This window comes from Kitasatospora acidiphila, assembly GCF_006636205.1.
In the GTDB taxonomy this organism is placed as follows: domain Bacteria; phylum Actinomycetota; class Actinomycetes; order Streptomycetales; family Streptomycetaceae; genus Kitasatospora; species Kitasatospora acidiphila.
Genome location: NZ_VIGB01000003.1, coordinates 3169103 through 3187202 on the forward strand (window position 1 = coordinate 3169103; position 18100 = coordinate 3187202).

Below are 18100 nucleotides of genomic sequence, written 5' to 3' on the forward strand. Positions count from 1 at the left end.
CGGGACCCTCTTCCGCGCTGTCGTTCTCGGAACTCAGCCGCCGACGAAGGCGGTCAGCAGCAGCCAGACCACCGGGGCGGTCGGCAGCAGCGAGTCCAGCCGGTCCATGATCCCGCCGTGGCCGGGCAGCAGCGTGCCCATGTCCTTGATGCCCAGATCGCGCTTGATCATCGATTCGGCCAGGTCGCCGATGGTGGCGATCACCGCCGCGCAGCCGCCCAGGATCAGGCCCTGCCACCAGTGGCCGCCGTCGATCAGCCAGGACATCAGCAGCGCTCCGGCCAGCATCGAGAGCCCGATGCCGCCGGCCAGGCCCTCGCGAGTCTTGCCGGGGCTGATCGTCGGCGCCAGCTTGGTCCGGCCGAACTTGTACCCCACCGCGTACGCCCCGGTGTCACTGCAGATGGTGACCACCAGGAAGAGCACGATCCGCTGCGGCCCGTCGTGGGCGGAGAGCATCACGGCCACGAAGGACGCCAGGAACGGGACGTAGAAGGCCGTGAAGACGCCGGCCGTTATGTCCCGCAGGTAGTCCTCCGGCGGCCGGCTCATCCGCCAGATCATCAGTGCCAGTGCGGTCAGCGCCAACGACGCGGCGGCACCCTGCAGACCGATCCAGTAGGCGCTGGTCAGCATCGCCAGGCCGCCGAGCAGCAGCGGGGGCAGCGGAACCTCGATGCCCTTGCGCTCGGCCAGCCGGCTGGTCAGCTCCTTGACCCCGACCGAGGCCGCCGCCACCACGACGATCAGGAACAGCACCTTGACCACGAAGAGCGAGATGATGATCACCACGCCAAGGCTGAGCCCCACCCCTATCGCCGCGGGGAGGTTGCGGCCGCCCCGCTGCTTGGGGGGCTGCTGCGGCTCGGACTGGGCCACCTGACTCTCCTGCGCTCGGGGTCGGGCCCCCGCCGGACCGGCCGACCGCTCGGGGGCGGCCTGCGGCGAGGCGGGGGTCTGCGGGGTTGCGCCCCTGGAGCCTGGGGCGTGCGGGGCGTCGTTCATCAGACTTCGAGAAGCTCGGATTCCTTGTGCTTGAGCAGCTCGTCGATGGCCGCCACGTACTTCGCGGTGAGGTCGTCGAGCTCCTTCTCGGCGCGGCGCACCTCGTCCTCGCCGGCTTCCTTGTCCTTGACAAGCTTGTCCAGCGAGTCCTTGGCCTTGCGGCGGATCGCGCGCATCGAGACCTTGGCGTCCTCGCCCTTGCCCCGCGCCTGCTTGATGTACTCCTTGCGGCGCTCCTCGGTCAGCTGCGGCAGCACCACCCGGATGACGTTGCCGTCGTTGGTCGGGTTGACGCCGAGGTCCGAGTCGCGGATGGCCTGCTCGATGTTGCGCATCGCGCTCTTGTCGAAGGGCGTGATGACCGCCATCCGCGGCTCCGGCACGGCGAAGGAGGCGAGCTGGTTGATCGGGGTGAGCGCGCCGTAGTAGTCGGTGACGATCTTGTTGAACATCGCCGGGTGGACCCGGCCGGTACGGATGGCGGCGAAGTCGTCCTTGGCGACGGCGACGCTCTTCTCCATCTTCTCGTCGGCTTCGAGGAGGATCTCTTCGATCACGGTCTGCTCCCTGTCCGGTTGCCCGTGGCGCTCACCGCCCGTGGCGTACTGATAGGCCCCGCCAGGTCCGACGGGGCTCGGTTGACGACTGCTCAGGCCCGGACGGAATCCTGGCTGATGAGTGTGCCGATCTTCTCACTCCTGACGGCGCGAGCGATATTGCCCTCGGTCAGGAGCTCGAAGACCAGGATCGGCAGGCCGTTGTCCTTGCACAGCGTGATCGCGGTCAGGTCGGCCACCTTGAGATCGCGCGAGATCACCTCGGCGTACTCCAGCGCGTCGAACCGCACCGCGTCCGGGTTGGTCTTGGGGTCGGAGTCGTAGACCCCGTCCACACCGTTCTTGCCCATCAGCAGGACCTCGGCGTGGATCTCCAGGGCGCGCTGCACGGCGGTCGTGTCGGTGGAGAAGTACGGCATGCCCATACCGGCGCCGAAGATCACGACGCGGCCCTTCTCCAGGTGCCGGATGGCCCGCAGCGGCAGGTAGGGCTCGGCGACCTGGCCCATCGTGATGGCGGTCTGGACCCGGGTCTCGATGCCTTCCTTCATCAGGAAGTCCTGCAGGGCGAGGCAGTTCATGACGGTGCCCAGCATGCCCATGTAGTCCGAGCGGGCCCGGTCCATGCCGCGCACCTGCAGCTCGGCGCCGCGGAAGAAGTTGCCGCCGCCGATGACCACCGCGACCTCGGTGCCCTGCCGGACCACCGTGGCGATCTCTCGCGCGATCGCGTGGACGACGTCGGGGTCGACGCCGAGCCCGCCCCCGCCGGCGAACGCCTCGCCGGACAGCTTCAGCAGCACCCGACGGCGGGTGCCGTCCGGCGCGGTCTCCTGCGTCTCCTGCATGGACTTCTCCTTCTGCACCTGCTTGGTCACAGGCCCGGGGGTGCTCAGCTCCTGGCCTGCGTGTACACGAGAGGAGGCCACTGCCGCGGGAACCGGTACGGTCTCCTGCACGGCAATGGCCTCCTCGTCGTTCATGGTGCCGACTCACTGGGTCACAGTGGTGGCGGCGATTCCTACCTTAGGCGGGAACCGGGTGAACGTGGCTCAGGCGCCGACGCGGAAGCGGGCGAAGCGCTTGAGGGCGACGCCGTTCTCCTCCAGGACCTTGGCCACGGTCTTCTTGTTGTCCTTCGCGAAGGCCTGCTCCAGCACGGAGTGCTCCTTGACGAAGCCGGTCACGCGACCCTCGACGATCTTCGGCAGGGCAGCCTCCGGCTTGCCCTCCTCGCGAGCGGTGGCCTCGGCGACGCGGCGCTCGTTCTCCAGGTCCTCGGCCGGGATCTCCTCGCGGGACAGGTACTTCGGCGCGAAGGCGGCGATGTGCTGCGCGACGTCCTTGGCGACCTCGGCGTTCTCCTTGTCCAGCTCGACCAGGACGCCGACGGCCGGCGGCAGGTCGGGGCTGGTCTTGTGCAGGTAGACAGCGACGAAGCCGTCACCGGCGAACTGGGCGAAGCGACGGAAGACGATCTTCTCGCCCAGGTTGGCGTTGGCCTCGTCCACGAACTGCTGGACGGTCTTGCCGGCCTCGATCTCGGAAGCCAGGGCGGCGTCCAGGTCGGCCGGGGCGGTCTTGGCGACGTGCGCGGCGATCGCGTCGGCGACGGCGACGAACTTCTCGCCCTTGGCGACGAAGTCGGTCTCGCAGTTCAGCTCGACGAGGACGCCGGACTTCTTGTCCTCGGCGATCACGGCGGCGACGGCACCGTTGGAGGCGTCGCGGCCCTCGCGCTTGGCAACGCCCTTCTGGCCCTTGATACGGAGCAGCTCGACGGCCTTCTGGACGTCGCCCTCGGCCTCGTCGAGCGCCTTCTTGCAGTCCATCATGCCGGCGCCGGTGAGCTCACGGAGCTTCTTGACGTCCGCGGCGGTGAAGTTCGCCATGGTGTGAATCTCTTCTCGCGTCTCGCGTGTCTGCGGGGTGGGTGCGCCGGGGGCCCTGGTCAGGTCCCGGCACGTGGAGAAAGGGGCACCAGCCGGTCGGTACCGGCCGGCTGATGCCCCTCGCCCTCAGTGCGTCAGGCCTGCTCGGCCTCGGCGGCCGGAGCCTCGGCGGCCGGAGCCTCGGCGGCCGGAGCCTCGGCGGCGGGCGCCTCGGCAGCGGGGGCCTCGGCAGCCGGGGCCTCCTCGGCCTTCTGCTCGCCGGTCTTCAGGAGGTCCTGCTCCCAGTCGGCCAGCGGCTGGTCGGCACCCGGCTCGGCCTTGACGTCGCCCTTGGCGACACCGGCACGGGCCTTCAGGCCCTCGGCGACGGCGTCGGCGATCACACGGGTCAGGCGGGTGACGGAGCGGATCGCGTCGTCGTTGCCCGGGATCTTGTAGTCGACCTCGTCGGGGTCGCAGTTGGTGTCGAGGATGGCGACGACCGGGATGTTGAGCTTGCGGGCCTCGCCGACCGCGATGTGCTCCTTCTTGGTGTCCACGATCCACACCGCGCTCGGGACGCGCTGCATGTCGCGGATACCGCCGAGGGTCTTCTCCAGCTTGTCGTGCTCGCGCTGGAGGACCAGGAGCTCCTTCTTGGTCAGGCCGGAACCGGCCACGTCCGAGAAGTCGATCTCGCCGAGCTCCTTGAGGCGCTGCAGCCGCTTGTAGACGGTGGAGAAGTTGGTCAGCATGCCGCCGAGCCAGCGCTGGTTCACGTAGGGCATGCCCACGCGGGTGGCCTGCTCGGCGATGGCCTCCTGGGCCTGCTTCTTGGTGCCGACGAAGAGGATGCTGCCGCCGTGGGCAACGGTCTCCTTGACGAACTCGAAGGCGCGGTCGATGTAGTTCAGCGACTGCAGGAGGTCGATGATGTAGATGCCGTTGCGCTCCGTGAGGATGAAGCGCTTCATCTTCGGGTTCCAGCGGCGGGTCTGGTGACCGAAGTGGACGCCGCTCTCCAGCAGCTCCCGCATCGTGACGACGGCCATGGCCGTGCTCCTTGGGTGTTACGCCCGGCACACCGTTGCTGCCCCTCGGGCACTCGGCGGCTACCGGGTCTGCTCGGTTGTCCGTGCCGGTCGGGTGACCGCCACGCCTGACGCCCCGACGTGCCGAGCCGACCGGGCCTGCGCGGCGGACCGCGCCGGGCTCGGTGGGACCGAGCGGCACTCGCACGGGTGGGGCGGCTGGGCCGGGATTCCACCAGTGGCGGGGCGTGCGAAGTCGACCCGGGACACACCGGGTCGCGTGTGAAGTGTACGGGACGGCCCGCGTGACCGGCGACTCAACGGGTTTCGGGCGCGCTGGACCGGCCTCCGGAGGCCCCCGCGGCACCGGGTTATCCACGGTTATCCACAGGGGCGGGGTTGTCCACAGGTTCGCGGGTGGGCCTTGGCGGGCGGCGGGGTCGGGCGGAACCTCGGTGCCATGACGAACTGTCACCTTTGCTGGCCGGTGCCGCCGCCTCGGGCGCGGTGGGTGGTGGTGCTGCTGATGCTGCTCTTCGTGGTGCTGCTGCCCGGGAACGCGCCACCGGGTGCGGCGGCGCCCGCGGTGGCGCCGGGGGCGGTGGCGCCGGCGGGGCCTGCGGGGCCGGCTCTGGGGGCGGTGGTGGAGGGTGCGGTGGTGGGGGCCGGGCGGGCCTGGCCGGTCGGCGGGCCCCGTGGTGTGCTGCGCCGGTTCGAGGCGCCGCCGCAGCCGTGGGCGCCCGGGCACCGCGGGGTCGACCTGGCCGCCGAACCGGGCGATCAGGTGCGCGCCGCGCTGGCCGGGGTGGTCGCCTTCGCGGGTGAGGTGGCCGGGCGGCCGCTGGTCACCGTGCTGCACCCGGGCACCGGGGATCCGCCGCTGCGCACCAGCTACCTCCCGGTCGCCGACGGCCCGCCGGTCGGCACCGCGGTAGCGGCCGGCGACCCGATCGGGACGCTGGCGGACGGCGACGACCACTGCGGGGGCGGCTGCCTGCACTGGGGGCTGCTGCGCGGGAAGCGGTATCTGGATCCGCTCGCGCTGCTGGGCACCGGGCGGGCCCGCCTGCTCCCGCTGCGGCCGGGGGCCACCGCGCAGGCGTCAACCTCGGCCAGGCCGCCGGGCCACGCGCAGGCGTCAGCGCCGGTCAAGCCACCGGCGCGGGTGACGGCTCAGACGCCCGCCACGCCGCACCGGGCCAGCGTGACGGCGGCGTCCGCGATCTGCTCGCGCTCCGTGGGCGAGCAGTCCGCCGAGCGCCGGACCGCTGCCTCCACCAGGCCCTGCAGCAGCGCCGCGGTCAGCCGCGGCTCCTGGTGGCCCAGTGCGGCCAGGTCCTCGACGACCAGCTCGGTCAGGGCGCCGTGCGCTGTGCGGATCCGGGCTCGCGCCGCCTCGTCCAGCTCCAGCGTGCCGAGGGCGAGCACGGCGCGGTGCCGGGGGTCGCCGGCCAGCGCGAGCTGCCCGCGCACATAGGCCTCCAGGCGGGCGAGCGGATCGTCGGCGGCCGCCATCGCCGCCTCGATCTCGGCGGCCCAGAGCGGCAGGTCGAGCTCGCAGAGCCGTTCCACCACGTCGGTCCGGGAGCGGAAGTACTCGTACACCGAGGAACGGGCCAGCCCGGTGCGGGCGGCCAGCGCGGGGAAGGTCAGCGCCTCGGGGCCGCCCTCGGTCAGCAGCGCGCGGGCCGCGTCCAGCAGGGCGGTGCGCTGCCGCAGGCGGTGCTCGGCCAGGGTGGCGGCTCGGATCTTCGGCACGCCGCCCACTCTACGGAGGCGGCGGCGCCACTGGTCGGAGCGGGTGTGTCGGGCCGCCCCGAGCCGGCCCGGATCACAGTCAGTGCAGGTCGGAGTCAGTGCAGATCGGAGTCAGCGTAGGTCGGAGAGCTTGGCCCGGAGCTGGAGCACGGACTTGGTGTGGATCTGGCTGACCCGACTCTCCGTCACCCCGAGGACCTGTCCGATCTCGGCGAGGGTGAGGCCCTCGTAGTAGTAGAGCGTCACCACGATCTTCTCCCGGTCCGGCAGGGTGTTGATCGCACCGGCGAGCAGCTTGCGCAGTTCGCGGTCCTCGGCGACCACGACCGGGTTCTCGGCGCCGGTGTCCTCCAGCGTGTCCATCAGGCTCAGCCGCTCGCCACCGTCCCCGGCGGGGTGCAGCAGCTCATCCAGCGCCACCACGTTGGCCAGCGAGAGTTGGCTGAAAATCGCGTGCAGCTCTTCGACCGCGATGCCCATCTCGGCCGCCACTTCGGGCTCGCACGGCGTGCGGCGCAGCCGGGCTTCCAGGGCCGCATAGGTCCGTTCGACCGCCTTGGCCTTCTGCCGGATCGACCGGGGGATCCAGTCCAAGGCGCGCAGCTCGTCGATGATCGCTCCGCGAATGCGGCTGATCGCATAGGTCTCGAATTTGATCGCGCGGTCCGGATCGAATTTCTCGATCGCGTCGATCAGGCCGAACACACCGGAGGACACGAAGTCGGCCTGTTCGACGTTCGCCGGCAGGCCGACACCCACCCGGCCGGCCACGTACTTGACCAGCGGCGAGTAGTGGAGGATCAGCTGCTCGCGCAGCTTGGCGTCACCGCTGGCCTTGTAGGACCGCCACAGCGACTCCAGCGCACTGCGCGGAGGTGACGGGGACGGAGGCGGGGGCGCCGGTGCGGGCAGCCGGGCCGGCGGCGTGGTCGCCGGTTCCGCATGGCGCCGCGCACCCCGGCTCGGCGGCGGGACGGAGACCAGGCCGGTCGACGCAGCCCGCTGCCCCGCACTGCCCGCCCCCTCGGCCGTCGCGGGCTTCGCCGGCTGAACGTCGATGCCGGGACGCGCCTCGGTGCCGGATGCCCCCGGGGGCCGGCCGGCACTGGTCGCCCTGTGTCCGGGAATGTGTGTGGGCATACGTGGGTCTGCGCCGTTCTGCCGAGTCATGTGCTGATAGGGAAGCCATAGCGAGCGTAGCGTGATCAGGTCGATGCGCTGCGCTACCACCACCTGGCCGTCGCCCGATCCGGTGGCGTTCACTCCGTTGACCGAACGCCTGCGCCGCACCCCAGCGGGTGTGCGCACCGAGAAGCAGCGACCAGCGCCTTCCGTCGGACGAACACCTTCCGTTGACGGTGCGCCGGCCGTCAGCGGATCACCCTCCAGTGCGACCCCGCCCGCTGGACGAAGCCCAGCGAGCACAGCTCATAGAGCAGCTTGAGCACCTGATCGGATGTCAATCCGGTGCGCCTGGCCAGCTCCTCGGCCGGGGTGCCGGACGGCCCGGCCGGCATCGCCTCCAGCAGTTCGGCGGCCGGCCCGCGCAGCAGGTCGCGCGGCCGTGCCAGCGCCTGGTGCAGCGGTGCCAGGTCGGCACCGATCGAGCCGATCTGCTCGATCACCTCGGCTGCGCTGGTCACCAGCGTCGCACCGCCGCCGCGGATCAGCGCGTGCACCCCGTTGGAGAGCTCCGAGGTGACCGGCCCGCAGATGCCCATGGTGTGCCGGTTCAGCCCGAGCGCGCGCTGCGCCGTGCTGAGCGCACCACTGCGCTGAGCGGCCTCCACCACCACCGTCCCCCGGGTCAGCGCGGCGAGCACCCGGTTGCGCAGCACGAAGCGGAACCGGTTCGGGTGCTCCCCGGGCGGCAGTTCGCCGACCAGCTGGCCCTGCTCGCGGATCCGCTCGATCAGCCCGCTGTTGCCGCGCGGGTAGCGCACATCCACACCGCAGGCCAGCACCGCGACGGTCATCCCGCCGACCGCCAGCGCACCGCGGTGAGCTGCCGCGTCGATGCCGTAGGCCGCCCCCGAGCAGACCACCCAGCCGCGCTCCGCCAGGTCGGCGGAGAGCTCCGCGGCCACCCGGGCGCCGTACTCGGTGCAGGCGCGCGAGCCCACCACCGCGACCGAGCGCAGCGCGAGCAGCCGCAGCGACCCGCTGCCGAGCACCCACAGCCCGGTCGGCATCGCGTCACCGAGGTCCGCCAGTTGGCCCGGCCACTCCGCGTCCCCCGGTGCCAGGAACCGTCCGCCGAGCTCCCGCACCCGGGCGAGGTCCGCGACCGGGTCGGCCTCTGCCAATCGGCGCTGCAGCATGCCCAACCGCTCGGCGGTGAGCCGCAGTTCGCGGTGGCCCGCGCCAACTCGCAGCACTCGCACCAACTCGACGGCCGAGCGGCGACGCAACCAGCGGCCGACCACCGCGTTGCCCGGCTCCACCACCCGACTGAGTGCGACCCGCGCCAACCGCTCCTCCTCGCAGGCCGGCCCGGCCGAGGCACCGCACTCCAGATCGAGCGCCGCCTGCCCCGCCCCACCGGCGCCGGACACCACGGGCGACGACCCATCAGCAGGCACCGCAGCCACCTGGTCCACCCGCGCCAGGTGTTCCGCCCGGCCCTCCGCCGGCTGCCGACCAGCCGTCACAGCAACCCCCCTAGGCCACGCACCCCGCTGGGGAACCCCCGCCGCAGTGCCAGCGCGGTGCGCAGCTCGGCGACCCCGGGCGCGGCCCGGCCGGCCAGGTCGGCCACCGTCCAGGCGACTCGCAGCACCCGGTCCAGGCCGCGCGCCGTGAGCAGGCCGCGGTCCATCTCGCGCTCCACCTCGGTCAGCGCTCCCTGGTCCGGTCGCCACCGGGTGCGCAGCTCGCGCCCGGGCACCTGGGAGTTGGTCCGCCAGGGCGTGCCGGTGTACCGGTGCGCGGCACGCTCCCGGGCCGCCCTCACCCGCGCCGCCACCACCTCGGTGCGCTCCGCACGCCGGTCCCGCTCCAGCAACTCGCCCTTGGTGACCGGCTCGACCTGCACCCGCAGGTCCACCCGGTCCAACAGCGGCCCGGAGAGCCGCCCTTGGTACCGGCTCACCATCACCGGCGTGCAGTCGCACCCCTCACCGCGGCGCGAATACCGCCCGCAGGGGCAGGGGTTGGCCGCCAGGCAGAGCAGGAAGTTGGCCGGCAGCCGCAGCGACCCGGCGGACCGGGCGATCACCACCTCGCCGGACTCCAGCGGCTGCCGCAGCGCGTCCAGCACCCGGACCGGGAACTCCGGTGCCTCGTCAAGGAACAGCACCCCTCGGTGTGCCAGCGAGACCGCGCCCGGGCGGGGCAGTCCGCTGCCACCGCCGACGATCGCGGGCATGGTGGTGGAATGGTGCGGGGCGCAGTACGGCGGCAGGTCGACCAGCGGGCGACCGGGCGGCAGCAGACCCGCCACCGAGTGCACCGCCGTCACCTCCAGCGCCTCGGTCGTGGTGAGCGGCGGCAGCAGGCCGGGCAGGCGTTCGGCGAGCATGGTCTTGCCGGCGCCCGGCGGCCCCTTGAGGTAGATGTGGTGCCCGCCGGCGGCGGCGATCTCCAGCGCCCGCCGGGCCTCGAACTGCCCGGCGACATCGCCCATGTCGGGGCCGAACTCGGCGTCAGCGGTGCTGCGCCGCACCGCCGCGCCGGGCAGCAGCAGCCCGGCCATCAGCGGATCGGGCCCGCCGACCGCAGCGTCCGGCGGCTCATCGGGCACCGGTGCGTCGGTGAGCAGCGCGATCAGCTGGCGCAGGCTGCGCACCCCGAGCACCGAGACGCCGGGCACCAGGGCGGCCTCGGCGGCGGTCTGCTCGGCGACCACCACCTGCTTGTATCCGGCATCGGCGGCGGCCAGCACCGAGGGCAGAACCCCGCGCACCGGGCGGACCCGGCCGTCCAGCCCCAGCTCCCCGATGATCAGCAGATCGGCGATGGCCGGCGGAGGCAGCCGCTCGGCGGCGGCGAGCACCGCGCAGGCCACCGCGAGGTCGAAGCCGCTGCCGCTCTTGGGGACCGAGGCCGGGCTGAGCCCGACGGTGAGCTTGCGCTGCGGCCAGGACTCGCCGCTGTTGACCACGGCGGCCCGCACCCGATCACGGGCCTCGCTGAGCGCCTTGTCCGGCAGTCCGACCAGGGTGAACGCGGCGACGCCCGGTTCCAGGTCGGCCTGGACCTCGACCACCACGCCGTCCACCCCGACCAGGGCCACCGAGCACGTCCGGGCGAAGGCCATTCAGACCACCCCCCGCAGGTGCTCGACCCGGGCCGCTCCCCGGGCCCGGCTGACCACCGCGACCAGGTCGATCCGCACCCCGCCGGGCGGCAGCGGCGCCGGTCCGGGCACCGCGACCTCGGCCAGCCGGGCGAAGTGGGCCGGCCAGCGCTCGCTGAGCCAGCGCTCGGCGAGCACCCGCAACCGCTCACCGCGAGTCTGGTCCAGCGCCTCTTCGGGCCGTTGGAACCCTTGCTCGGAGCGGGTCTTGACCTCGCAGACGGCTACCGTGTCGCCCTCCAGGGCGACGATGTCCAGCTCGCCCTGGCGACAGCGCCAGTTGCGCTCCAGGATCCGCAGGCCGTCCCGCTCCAGGCGACGGGCGGCCACCTCCTCGCCGTACCGGCCGAGGGCCTGCTGTGCGTTCCGCACGGCGATCACCTCCGCTACGGAGAGTGCCGCGCCGCCCCCTGATGGTCCATCAGCTTCCGCGAAGCTGTGGATAACCCGCCCCCTGTGGACAACCGTGCCGCCGCCCGGAGACAGCGGCCGCAACGGTCCGAGGCCGCCTGACGACCGAAGACGGCTGAAGACGACCGCTGAAGACTACTGAAGACCACTGAAGACCACTGAAGACCGCGACACCCGGAGACAATCGCTGCGCCCAACACAGTCGCCGCGCCCAGAAACCGCACTGCCGCCCGGAGGCGCCCGAGGGCCGGGTCAGCTACCGAACCCCGCGTCGTCCGACGGCAGCTCCAGGTCGCTCTTGGCCAGTTCCTCGATGTTGACGTCCTTGAAGGTCAGCACCCGCACCTTGCGGACGAATCTGGCCGGCCGGTACATGTCCCACACCCAGGCGTCGGCCATCGAGACCTCGAAGAACACCTCGCCCTGCACCGAGTGCACCTGCAGCTCGTAGTCATTGGTGAGGTAGAACCGGCGCTCGGTCTCGATCACGTACTTGAACAGCCCGACGACGTCCTTGTACTCCCGGTAGAGCTTGAGCTCCATCTCGGTCTCGTACTTCTCGAGATCTTCCGCACTCATGCCGGCGTCCCCTCACTCGTCAGGTCCCACCCCATTGTGGCCCACGGCACCCCCGGTCAGAGGGTGACCGGGGCTACTGGTGGTCCCTCATTCAACAACCTTCCCAGCAGCTCCGCGAGCCGCACCGGGTAGACCTGCTCGGTGGTGGCACGCAGTTCGTCCAGCGTCCACCAGCGCGCCTCGGCGAGCTGCGGCCGCTCCTCGGGCTCGCTGCCGGAGGCGTCCAGGTGCACCTCACCGGGGCCGGTGCGGGCCAGGTAGAAGACCTGGTGCTGCCGGTAGTCCTGTCCGGCGTAGCTGAACTCGGCCAGGTCGACGGCGACCTGGGGACCCAGCTCGATCCCGGTGAGCCCGGTCTCCTCGGCCAGCTCGCGCAGCGCCGCCTCGCGCGGCTGCTCCCTGGGCCGCACCCCGCCGCCGGGCGTGAACCACCAGGTGAGGGTCGGCCTGGCCGGGTCGAAGCCGTGGAAGAGCAGCAGCCGGTCCCGTTCGTCGAGCAGCAGCACCCGGGCCGCGTCGCGCCGCCGGATCGGGCCCGCCATCAGCGCCGCCCCGCGATCCGCCGGGCCAGCCCGGCGACCGAACCGATCAGCGAGGTGAGCAGGATCAGCGCGGCACCCGCCACGGCCGCCCAGAACTCGGTCTCCAGCGGCCCGGACCGGCCCGCCGTGGGGCGGCCGAGGGCGGCGAACGCGGTGGTCGGCGCATGCATCCCGATGCGTGACGGCGGCCAGACGGTCGCCTCGACCCTGGCCTGCACCGCGGAGTCCGGCACGGTGCCGGAGGCCAGCCCCAGGTGCACCCGGGAGTCCTGCGAGCCGGTGCGGTTGTCGCCGAGCACGAAGAGCCGGCCGGCCGGGACGGTGACGTTGAACGGGATCTGCGGTGCCAGGCCGGCCGGGGCCAGGTAGGGCTCGTCGATCGGGGTGCCGTTGACGGTGATCCGCTGCTGCGCGTCGCAGCAGACCACGGTGTCGCCGCCGACGCCGACCACTCGCTTGACCAGGGTGTCCTGCTCCCAGGCGGTGTCCTGGAAGACCACCACGTCGCCGCGGCCGACCGCGCTGCCGGAGACCGGCCGACCGGCCAGGGTGTCGCCGGGGTCGATCCCGGGGCGCATCGAGCCGGTGGGCACCTTGAAGAAGTGGTAGGTGACGCCGATCAGGGCCGTGCCGCCGATCATCAGCACCAGGCCGAGCGCCAGTGCGACGCCCTGCAGCACGGCGCCGAGCCGGCGGCGGGCGCTCCGCGGGGCCGGTTTGCGGGCGGCCGTGGTGCCGGGGGCTCCGGCGGCAACGCTGCTCATGCTTGACCGTCCTAGGTGCGAGAGCCGGACACGGCGGCGGGCCGTGGCACGTCCGAGCAGATTACTCGTCGGTACCACGGCCCGCGCAAGAGCCGAGCAGCTACCCGAGCCGGCGGCGCCGCAGCCACCAGGCCGCCGGCACCGCGCCGGCCGCGCCGAGCAGCGGCGGCGCGAACGGCAGGGCCGCCGAGGCCAGGCCCTTCTGGTCGAAGGTGTCGGGCACCGGCAGGGTCGTCCAGTGGCCGATCGGCCAGGCGATCACGAAGGCACGGCCGACCACGTCACTGTCCGGGACGGCACCGCCGCCGGGCTGGTCCATGTGGTACCGCGAGTCCAGCGAGTCGTCGCGGTGGTCGCCCATCACCCAGACGTGGTCCGGGGCCACCTTCACCGGGCCGAACGGCCGGTTGCCGCACGCGCCCAGCTCCGGGTTGCTGTTGTATACGTACGGCTCGTTGAGCGCCACGCCGTTCACCTTCAGCGGCCCGTTGCCCTCGCACTCGACGGTGTCGCCGCCGACCGCGACCACCCGCTTGATCAGGTCCTTCTCATTGGCCGAGGGCATCAGGCCGATGAAGCTCAGCACGTCCTGGATGCCGCGCACCACGGTGTTGGAGCTCTGCGTGGACGGCACCTCGTTCAGCCAGCCGCCCGGGTCGTGGAAGACCACCACGTCACCGCGCTCCGGCTTGGCACCGAACCACGGCGTCAGCTTGTCCACCAGCACCCGGTCGCCGACCTGGAGGGTGTTCTGCATCGACTCCGACGGGATCGAGAAGGCCTGGACGAAGAAGGTCTTGATGACCAGCGCCAGGACCAGCGCGATACCGACCAGGATCGGCAGTTCCTTCCAGAACGAGCGCTGCTTGCGCTCCTTCCGCGGCGGCCCGGTCGTCTCACCGGCCGCCGTCGGCGGAACCGGCAGCTCGCCCGCCGGGTAGTTCGGCTGGTCCGCCGGTTCGCCGTGGCCGCCCGCGCCGTCGGCGGGTTCCGCAGGCCCGCCGGACTCGGTGGACTGGGCCGTACGCCGGCCGGAGCCCTCGGGCTCGCCGGCCCCGCGGGCGCCGATCACCAGATCCCCCACGACTTCTCCTCCCTGCTGTGCGGACGACCTTCGTCCGCGGTCACCAGTGCCGCACAGCGGGCACCACGCCTGCTACTCCTGCACTTCTCTATCACCCCGGGCACCCTCTGCGGGGCTTCCCACACGGCGGGCGAGCGTAGCTGACGGGCCGCAGGCCCGACTCCGCGCCCGCGCCGCAGCACGGCTGGAGCGACGCCCAACAACCCCATAACGAGTGAGCGTTCCCGGGGATCCGGCCCACCGGCCGGAATTTTCGGCGGACCCTGGGCCGCCGGTCCGGAATAACCGGGCCGCGCGATGCCGCCGATCCGGTCGAACGGCCAGGCGATCATGAAGGCCCGTCCGACCACGTCGGAGAGCGGCACGGTGCCCTGGTCCGGCCCGGTCATGTGGTAGCGCGAGTCGGCCGACAGGTCGCGGTGGTCCCCCATCACCCAGAGCCGCCCCGGCGGCACGGTGATCCGGAACGGGATCTGCGAGGCCGGGTTCCCCTGGGCCAGGTAGGGCTCCGCCATCGGCGTGCCGTTGACGGTGATCCGCTGCTGCGCGTCGCAGCACACCACGGTGTCACCGGCGACTCCGATGACCCGCTTGATCAGATCGCCCCCGCCGGCCGAGGGCAGCAGCCCGACGGCGCTGAAGGCGCTCTTCACGCCGCGGGCGAGGGGCCCGTCGGTCTCCGGCTGCCGGTCGTTCTCCAGCCAGCCGCCGGGATCCTTGAACACCACCACGTCGCCGCGCCGGGGAGTGCTGCCGAACCACGGGGTCAGCTTGTCCACCAGCACCCGGTCGCCGATCGCGATGGTCTGCTCCATCGAGCCCGAGGGGATCACGAACACCTGGACGAAGAAGGTCTTCAGGGCCACCGCGATGGCCAGCGCCAGCACGGCGATCAGGGGCAGCTCCCGGAGCAGCGAGCGGCGACCGCGGCGGGTCGCCCGGCGAGCGGTGCGGCGGCGCTCGGCCCGCCCGCGGGCGGCGGGCGCCTCGGCGGACCCCGGCCCGGCGGTGGGCGCCGTCCTACCCCTGAGCCCCATGCGCACCGGTCCCCCCTGCCGCGGCGACGGCGGCGAAGCCGGCCGGACGGTCCAGGCCGTGCCAGCGGCCGAGCGGGAACAACACCAGGTCGGCCCGCCCGATCACCTTGCGCACCGGCACGAACCCGCCGCCCGGATCACCCAGATGGTCCCGGGAGTCCCGGGAGTCGCTGCGGTGGTCGCCGAGCACGAAGAGCTCACCTGGCGGCACCTGCACGTCGAAGCCGACGGTCGAGGGGGCGTCGCCCGGGAACAGGTAGTCGGACTCGGCCAGCGGCACGCCGTTGACGGTCAGGTGCTGGTCGCCGACCCGGTACGTCACCCGGTCGCCACCGACCCCGATCACCCGTTTGACGAAGATCGAGCCGTCGAACGGGCCGACGCCCAGCGTCGCGCCGAGCTTGCGCAGCGCGCCGCCGATCCCGGGCTGGTTGTCACCGCCGGGGACGAAGGAGTCGGTGCCGTCGAAGACCACGACGTCGCCGCGCCGCACGGTGCCGCCGAACTGGTAGGCGAGCTTGTCGACCAGCAGCCGGTCGCCGGGGCGCAGCGCGTTCTCCATCGAGGCGGACGGGACGGAGAAGGGCTGGGCCACGAAGGCGTTCACCAGCATCAGCACGCCGACGCAGACGGCCAGCAGCTTGGCCGCGAAACGCCAGTCCCAACCGGGCTCGGACTGCTCGCCCTCAGGCACCTGCTCGGGCTGCTCGGCCGCCCCCTCCGTCACGGATTCCGAAACGGGCTCCGTGACGGACCCCGCGATGGATTCCGAATCGGGCTCCGAAACGGCCGCGGACCGCGCCGGCTCCCGCGCACCCGGGGGTGCGAGGTCGCCGTCGCGGTCCGCGATCGGTTCGTGGGTGCTCATCGGGGCTGAGCTTAGCGGCCCCTTCTGAGCAGGCTGAACCCCCGGGGAGAACCGGGGGCCACGACTCAGCGCTCCCGCTTCTCCTTGATCTTCGCGGCCTTGCCGCGCAGGTCACGCAGGTAGTACAGCTTGGCGCGACGGACGTCACCGCGGGTGACGACCTCGATCTTCTCGACGACCGGGGTGTGCACCGGGAAGGTGCGCTCCACGCCGACGTTGAAGCTCACCTTGCGGACGGTGAAGGTCTCACCGATGCCCGCACCGTGGCGGCGGATCACGACGCCCTGGAAGACCTGGACACGGGAGCGGTTGCCCTCGATGACCCGGACGTGGACCTTCAGGGTGTCACCGGCGCGGAAGGCCGGGATGTCGGTGCGCAGCGAGGCCGCGTCGACAGCAGCGAGCTTGTTGCTCATGATGCTCTCCATCGCAGGCGCCACGGGCCGCCCACGGAAATTCGTCACAATGGGGTCTGTTGCGGGCCGCTTCGGCTGGCGGCGAATCCCCCGTGGCGGGGACGCCGGTCCACTGGCCCCCTCTCGGGGGTCGGGCGACAGACAACAGCGGCCTATTCTTCCACAGCCTCGGTCACGCCGAGAAATCGACCGGCCGCCTCGTCCCAGCGCAGGCCGAGCACGCTGAGCGCCTCGCGCTCCTTCTTGTCGAATCCGTCCTGCCGCCAGCGCGCCACCAGGTCGGGGCGGTTGGCCATGGTGCGGGCGAAGGCCTGCTCCCGGCGCCACCGGGCGATCTTGCCGTGGTTGCCGCTGAGCAGCACCTCCGGCACCGCGCGGCCGCGCCACTCGGCGGGCTTGGTGTAGACCGGGCCCTCCAGCAGGTCGGCCATCGCGCCGGGGGCGAAGGAGTCGTCCTGGTGCGAGGCGGCGTTGCCGAGCACGCCGGGCAGCAGCCGGGCGATCGCCTCGACCATCACCAGCACCGCGACCTCGCCGCCGGCCAGCACGTAGTCGCCGATCGACGCCTCCACCACCGGCATCCGAGTGGCGGCCTCATCGATCACCCGGCGGTCGATGCCCTCGTAGCGGGCCGGGGCGAACGCCAGCCAGGGCCGCTGGGCCAGCTCCTGGGCCAGCTCCTGGGTGAACGGCACGCCGCTGGGCGTGGGCACCACCAGGGTGGGCAGCTCGCCCTCGGGGCCGGCCGCGAGCACCGCGTCCAGCGCCTCGCCCCAGGGCTCCGGCTTCATCACCATGCCGGGGCCGCCGCCGTACGGGGTGTCGTCCACGGTGCGGTGCACATCGTGGGTCCAGGAGCGCAGGTCGTGCAGGTGCACGTCGAGCTGGCCGCGGGCCCGGGCCTTGCCGACCAGCGAGACGTTCAGCGGCTCCAGGTACTCGGGGAAGATCGTGACGACGTCGATCCGCATGCCGTGCCCGGGACTCTCAGTCATCGGTCCTGCTCCGGGCCGCCGTCGAGCTCGGCCTCGGCGAGGTCGATCAGCCCGGGCGGCGGGTCGATCACGCAGCGCTGGTTCTCGAGGTCGATCTCGGGCACCAGCTCGCTGACGAACGGCACCAGCGCCTCGCTGCCGTCCGGGCGCTTGACGGTCAGCAGGTCCTGGTAGGGCAGGTGGACCACCTCGGTGAGCTCACCGACCGGGGTGCCGTCGGTCAGCACCACGTCCAGGCCGATCAGCTGGTGGTCGTAGTACTCGTCCTCGTCCTCCGGCCGCTCGTCGGGGTCGACCTCCGCGATCAGCATGGTGTTGCGCAGGGCCTCGGCGGCGGTGCGGTCCTTGATCCCGGCGAACCGGATCAGCAGCTTGCCGCTGTGGACCTTGCCGGACTCCACGGTCAGCGGGCCGGTGGCGGCGGGGTCGGTGAGCAGTACCGCACCCGGGCCGAGCCGCAGTTCCGGCTCGTCGGTGCGGACCTCGACGAAGACGTCCCCCCGGATGCCGTGGGCGCGACCGATCCGGCCGACGACGAGCTGCACGGTTCCACTCCTGAATCTTGCTACTGGATCTTGCTGAGAACGGCGAACGGCCGGGACGCGCGAGGCGTCCCGGCCGTTCCGAGCAACGGTGGTGACCGTCAGCGGACGTTGTCCACGTCGACCAGGTCGACGCGGACATTGCGGCCGCCCAGCGCGCCCACCACGGTGCGCAGCGCCCGGGCGGTCCGACCGCCGCGACCGATCACCTTGCCGAGGTCATCGGGGTGCACCCGCACCTCGATGGTGTTCCCGCGACGCAGGTTGCGCGAGCGCACCTGCACGTCGTCGGGGTGCTCGACGATGCCCTTCACCAAGTGGTCCAGGGCGTCCTCGATCACGA

At 72.2% G+C, this 18100-nt stretch carries 20 protein-coding genes and 1 pseudogene; 1 reads left to right on the forward strand and 20 read right to left on the reverse strand.

Features of this window, described 5'->3' with window-relative positions; translation table 11 throughout:
• Positions 1 to 33: 33 nt before the first annotated feature.
• From E6W39_RS14910 to rpsB, 5 genes are all read right to left on the reverse strand, one after another.
• Positions 34 to 879 (reverse strand): phosphatidate cytidylyltransferase, encoded by an 846-nt coding sequence (locus tag E6W39_RS14910; protein WP_407658389.1) that lies wholly within the window; start codon positions 877 to 879, stop codon positions 34 to 36.
• Positions 880 to 1004: 125 nt separating this feature from the next.
• Positions 1005 to 1562 (reverse strand): ribosome recycling factor, encoded by a 558-nt coding sequence (gene frr / locus E6W39_RS14915; RefSeq protein WP_141633953.1) that lies wholly within the window; start codon positions 1560 to 1562, stop codon positions 1005 to 1007.
• 92 nt (positions 1563 to 1654) lie between these two features.
• Positions 1655 to 2410, reverse strand: a complete 756-nt coding sequence (pyrH, locus tag E6W39_RS14920) for a UMP kinase (RefSeq protein WP_101385292.1) — start codon at positions 2408 to 2410, stop codon at positions 1655 to 1657.
• Positions 2411 to 2614: 204 nt separating this feature from the next.
• Positions 2615 to 3454, reverse strand: coding sequence for a translation elongation factor Ts (gene tsf, locus E6W39_RS14925; RefSeq protein ID WP_141633954.1), 840 nt, complete (start codon positions 3452 to 3454; stop codon positions 2615 to 2617).
• 134 nt (positions 3455 to 3588) lie between these two features.
• Entirely contained in the window at positions 3589 to 4485 is an 897-nt protein-coding gene (rpsB, locus tag E6W39_RS14930; RefSeq protein ID WP_141633955.1) for a 30S ribosomal protein S2, read from the reverse strand.
• A gap of 505 nt (positions 4486 to 4990) precedes the next feature.
• On the opposite strand from rpsB, the pseudogene E6W39_RS44145 reads away from it, so the two are divergent.
• A pseudogene (locus E6W39_RS44145) lies at positions 4991 to 5488 on the forward strand (peptidoglycan DD-metalloendopeptidase family protein); the annotation flags it as partial.
• Positions 5489 to 5637: 149 nt separating this feature from the next.
• Here the strand turns inward: E6W39_RS44145 and E6W39_RS14940 are convergent.
• From E6W39_RS14940 to E6W39_RS15010, 15 genes are all read right to left on the reverse strand, one after another.
• Complete coding sequence (locus E6W39_RS14940) at positions 5638 to 6198, reverse strand: TetR/AcrR family transcriptional regulator (protein ID WP_141637750.1); 561 nt, start codon at positions 6196 to 6198, stop codon at positions 5638 to 5640.
• 135 nt (positions 6199 to 6333) lie between these two features.
• The gene (whiG, locus tag E6W39_RS14945) at positions 6334 to 7206 is read right to left on the reverse strand and encodes an RNA polymerase sigma factor WhiG (protein WP_407658614.1); all 873 of its coding nucleotides are present in this window, start codon (positions 7204 to 7206) and stop codon (positions 6334 to 6336) included.
• Positions 7207 to 7592: 386 nt separating this feature from the next.
• Positions 7593 to 8804 (reverse strand): DNA-processing protein DprA, encoded by a 1212-nt coding sequence (gene dprA / locus E6W39_RS14950; RefSeq protein WP_141633956.1) that lies wholly within the window; start codon positions 8802 to 8804, stop codon positions 7593 to 7595.
• 65 nt (positions 8805 to 8869) lie between these two features.
• Complete coding sequence (locus tag E6W39_RS14955) at positions 8870 to 10480, reverse strand: YifB family Mg chelatase-like AAA ATPase (RefSeq protein WP_141633957.1); 1611 nt, start codon at positions 10478 to 10480, stop codon at positions 8870 to 8872.
• Positions 10481 to 10891, reverse strand: coding sequence for a YraN family protein (locus tag E6W39_RS14960; protein WP_141633958.1), 411 nt, complete (start codon positions 10889 to 10891; stop codon positions 10481 to 10483). It lies immediately after the preceding gene.
• A 291-nt stretch (positions 10892 to 11182) separates the two neighbouring features.
• Complete coding sequence (locus E6W39_RS14965) at positions 11183 to 11509, reverse strand: DUF2469 domain-containing protein (protein WP_101382377.1); 327 nt, start codon at positions 11507 to 11509, stop codon at positions 11183 to 11185.
• A gap of 56 nt (positions 11510 to 11565) precedes the next feature.
• The gene (locus E6W39_RS14970) at positions 11566 to 12051 is read right to left on the reverse strand and encodes an NUDIX hydrolase (RefSeq protein ID WP_141633959.1); all 486 of its coding nucleotides are present in this window, start codon (positions 12049 to 12051) and stop codon (positions 11566 to 11568) included.
• Complete coding sequence (lepB, locus tag E6W39_RS14975) at positions 12051 to 12815, reverse strand: signal peptidase I (protein WP_141633960.1); 765 nt, start codon at positions 12813 to 12815, stop codon at positions 12051 to 12053. The genes E6W39_RS14970 and lepB (E6W39_RS14975) overlap by 1 nt, the downstream gene beginning before the upstream one ends.
• Before the next feature lie 100 nt (positions 12816 to 12915).
• Complete coding sequence (gene lepB, locus E6W39_RS14980; RefSeq protein ID WP_141633961.1) at positions 12916 to 13899, reverse strand: signal peptidase I; 984 nt, start codon at positions 13897 to 13899, stop codon at positions 12916 to 12918.
• Positions 13884 to 14936: a signal peptidase I gene (gene lepB / locus E6W39_RS14985; RefSeq protein ID WP_141633962.1), complete on the reverse strand. Its 1053-nt coding sequence runs from the start codon at positions 14934 to 14936 to the stop codon at positions 13884 to 13886. The genes lepB (E6W39_RS14980) and lepB (E6W39_RS14985) overlap by 16 nt, the downstream gene beginning before the upstream one ends.
• Positions 14920 to 15804 carry a signal peptidase I gene (gene lepB / locus E6W39_RS14990; protein WP_141633963.1) on the reverse strand — a complete coding sequence of 295 codons (885 nt, stop codon included), beginning with the start codon at positions 15802 to 15804 and terminating at the stop codon, positions 14920 to 14922. Before lepB (E6W39_RS14990) ends, lepB (E6W39_RS14985) begins: the two co-directional genes overlap by 17 nt.
• A gap of 65 nt (positions 15805 to 15869) precedes the next feature.
• Complete coding sequence (gene rplS / locus E6W39_RS14995; protein ID WP_141633964.1) at positions 15870 to 16220, reverse strand: 50S ribosomal protein L19; 351 nt, start codon at positions 16218 to 16220, stop codon at positions 15870 to 15872.
• A gap of 152 nt (positions 16221 to 16372) precedes the next feature.
• A complete protein-coding gene (trmD, locus tag E6W39_RS15000; RefSeq protein WP_141637752.1) occupies positions 16373 to 17191 on the reverse strand; it encodes a tRNA (guanosine(37)-N1)-methyltransferase TrmD in 819 nt (272 codons plus the stop codon).
• Between the two features lie 20 nt (positions 17192 to 17211).
• The gene (gene rimM, locus E6W39_RS15005) at positions 17212 to 17760 is read right to left on the reverse strand and encodes a ribosome maturation factor RimM (RefSeq protein ID WP_141633965.1); all 549 of its coding nucleotides are present in this window, start codon (positions 17758 to 17760) and stop codon (positions 17212 to 17214) included.
• A 98-nt stretch (positions 17761 to 17858) separates the two neighbouring features.
• Entirely contained in the window at positions 17859 to 18098 is a 240-nt protein-coding gene (locus tag E6W39_RS15010; RefSeq protein WP_101382370.1) for an RNA-binding protein, read from the reverse strand.
• Positions 18099 to 18100: the final 2 nt, after the last annotated feature.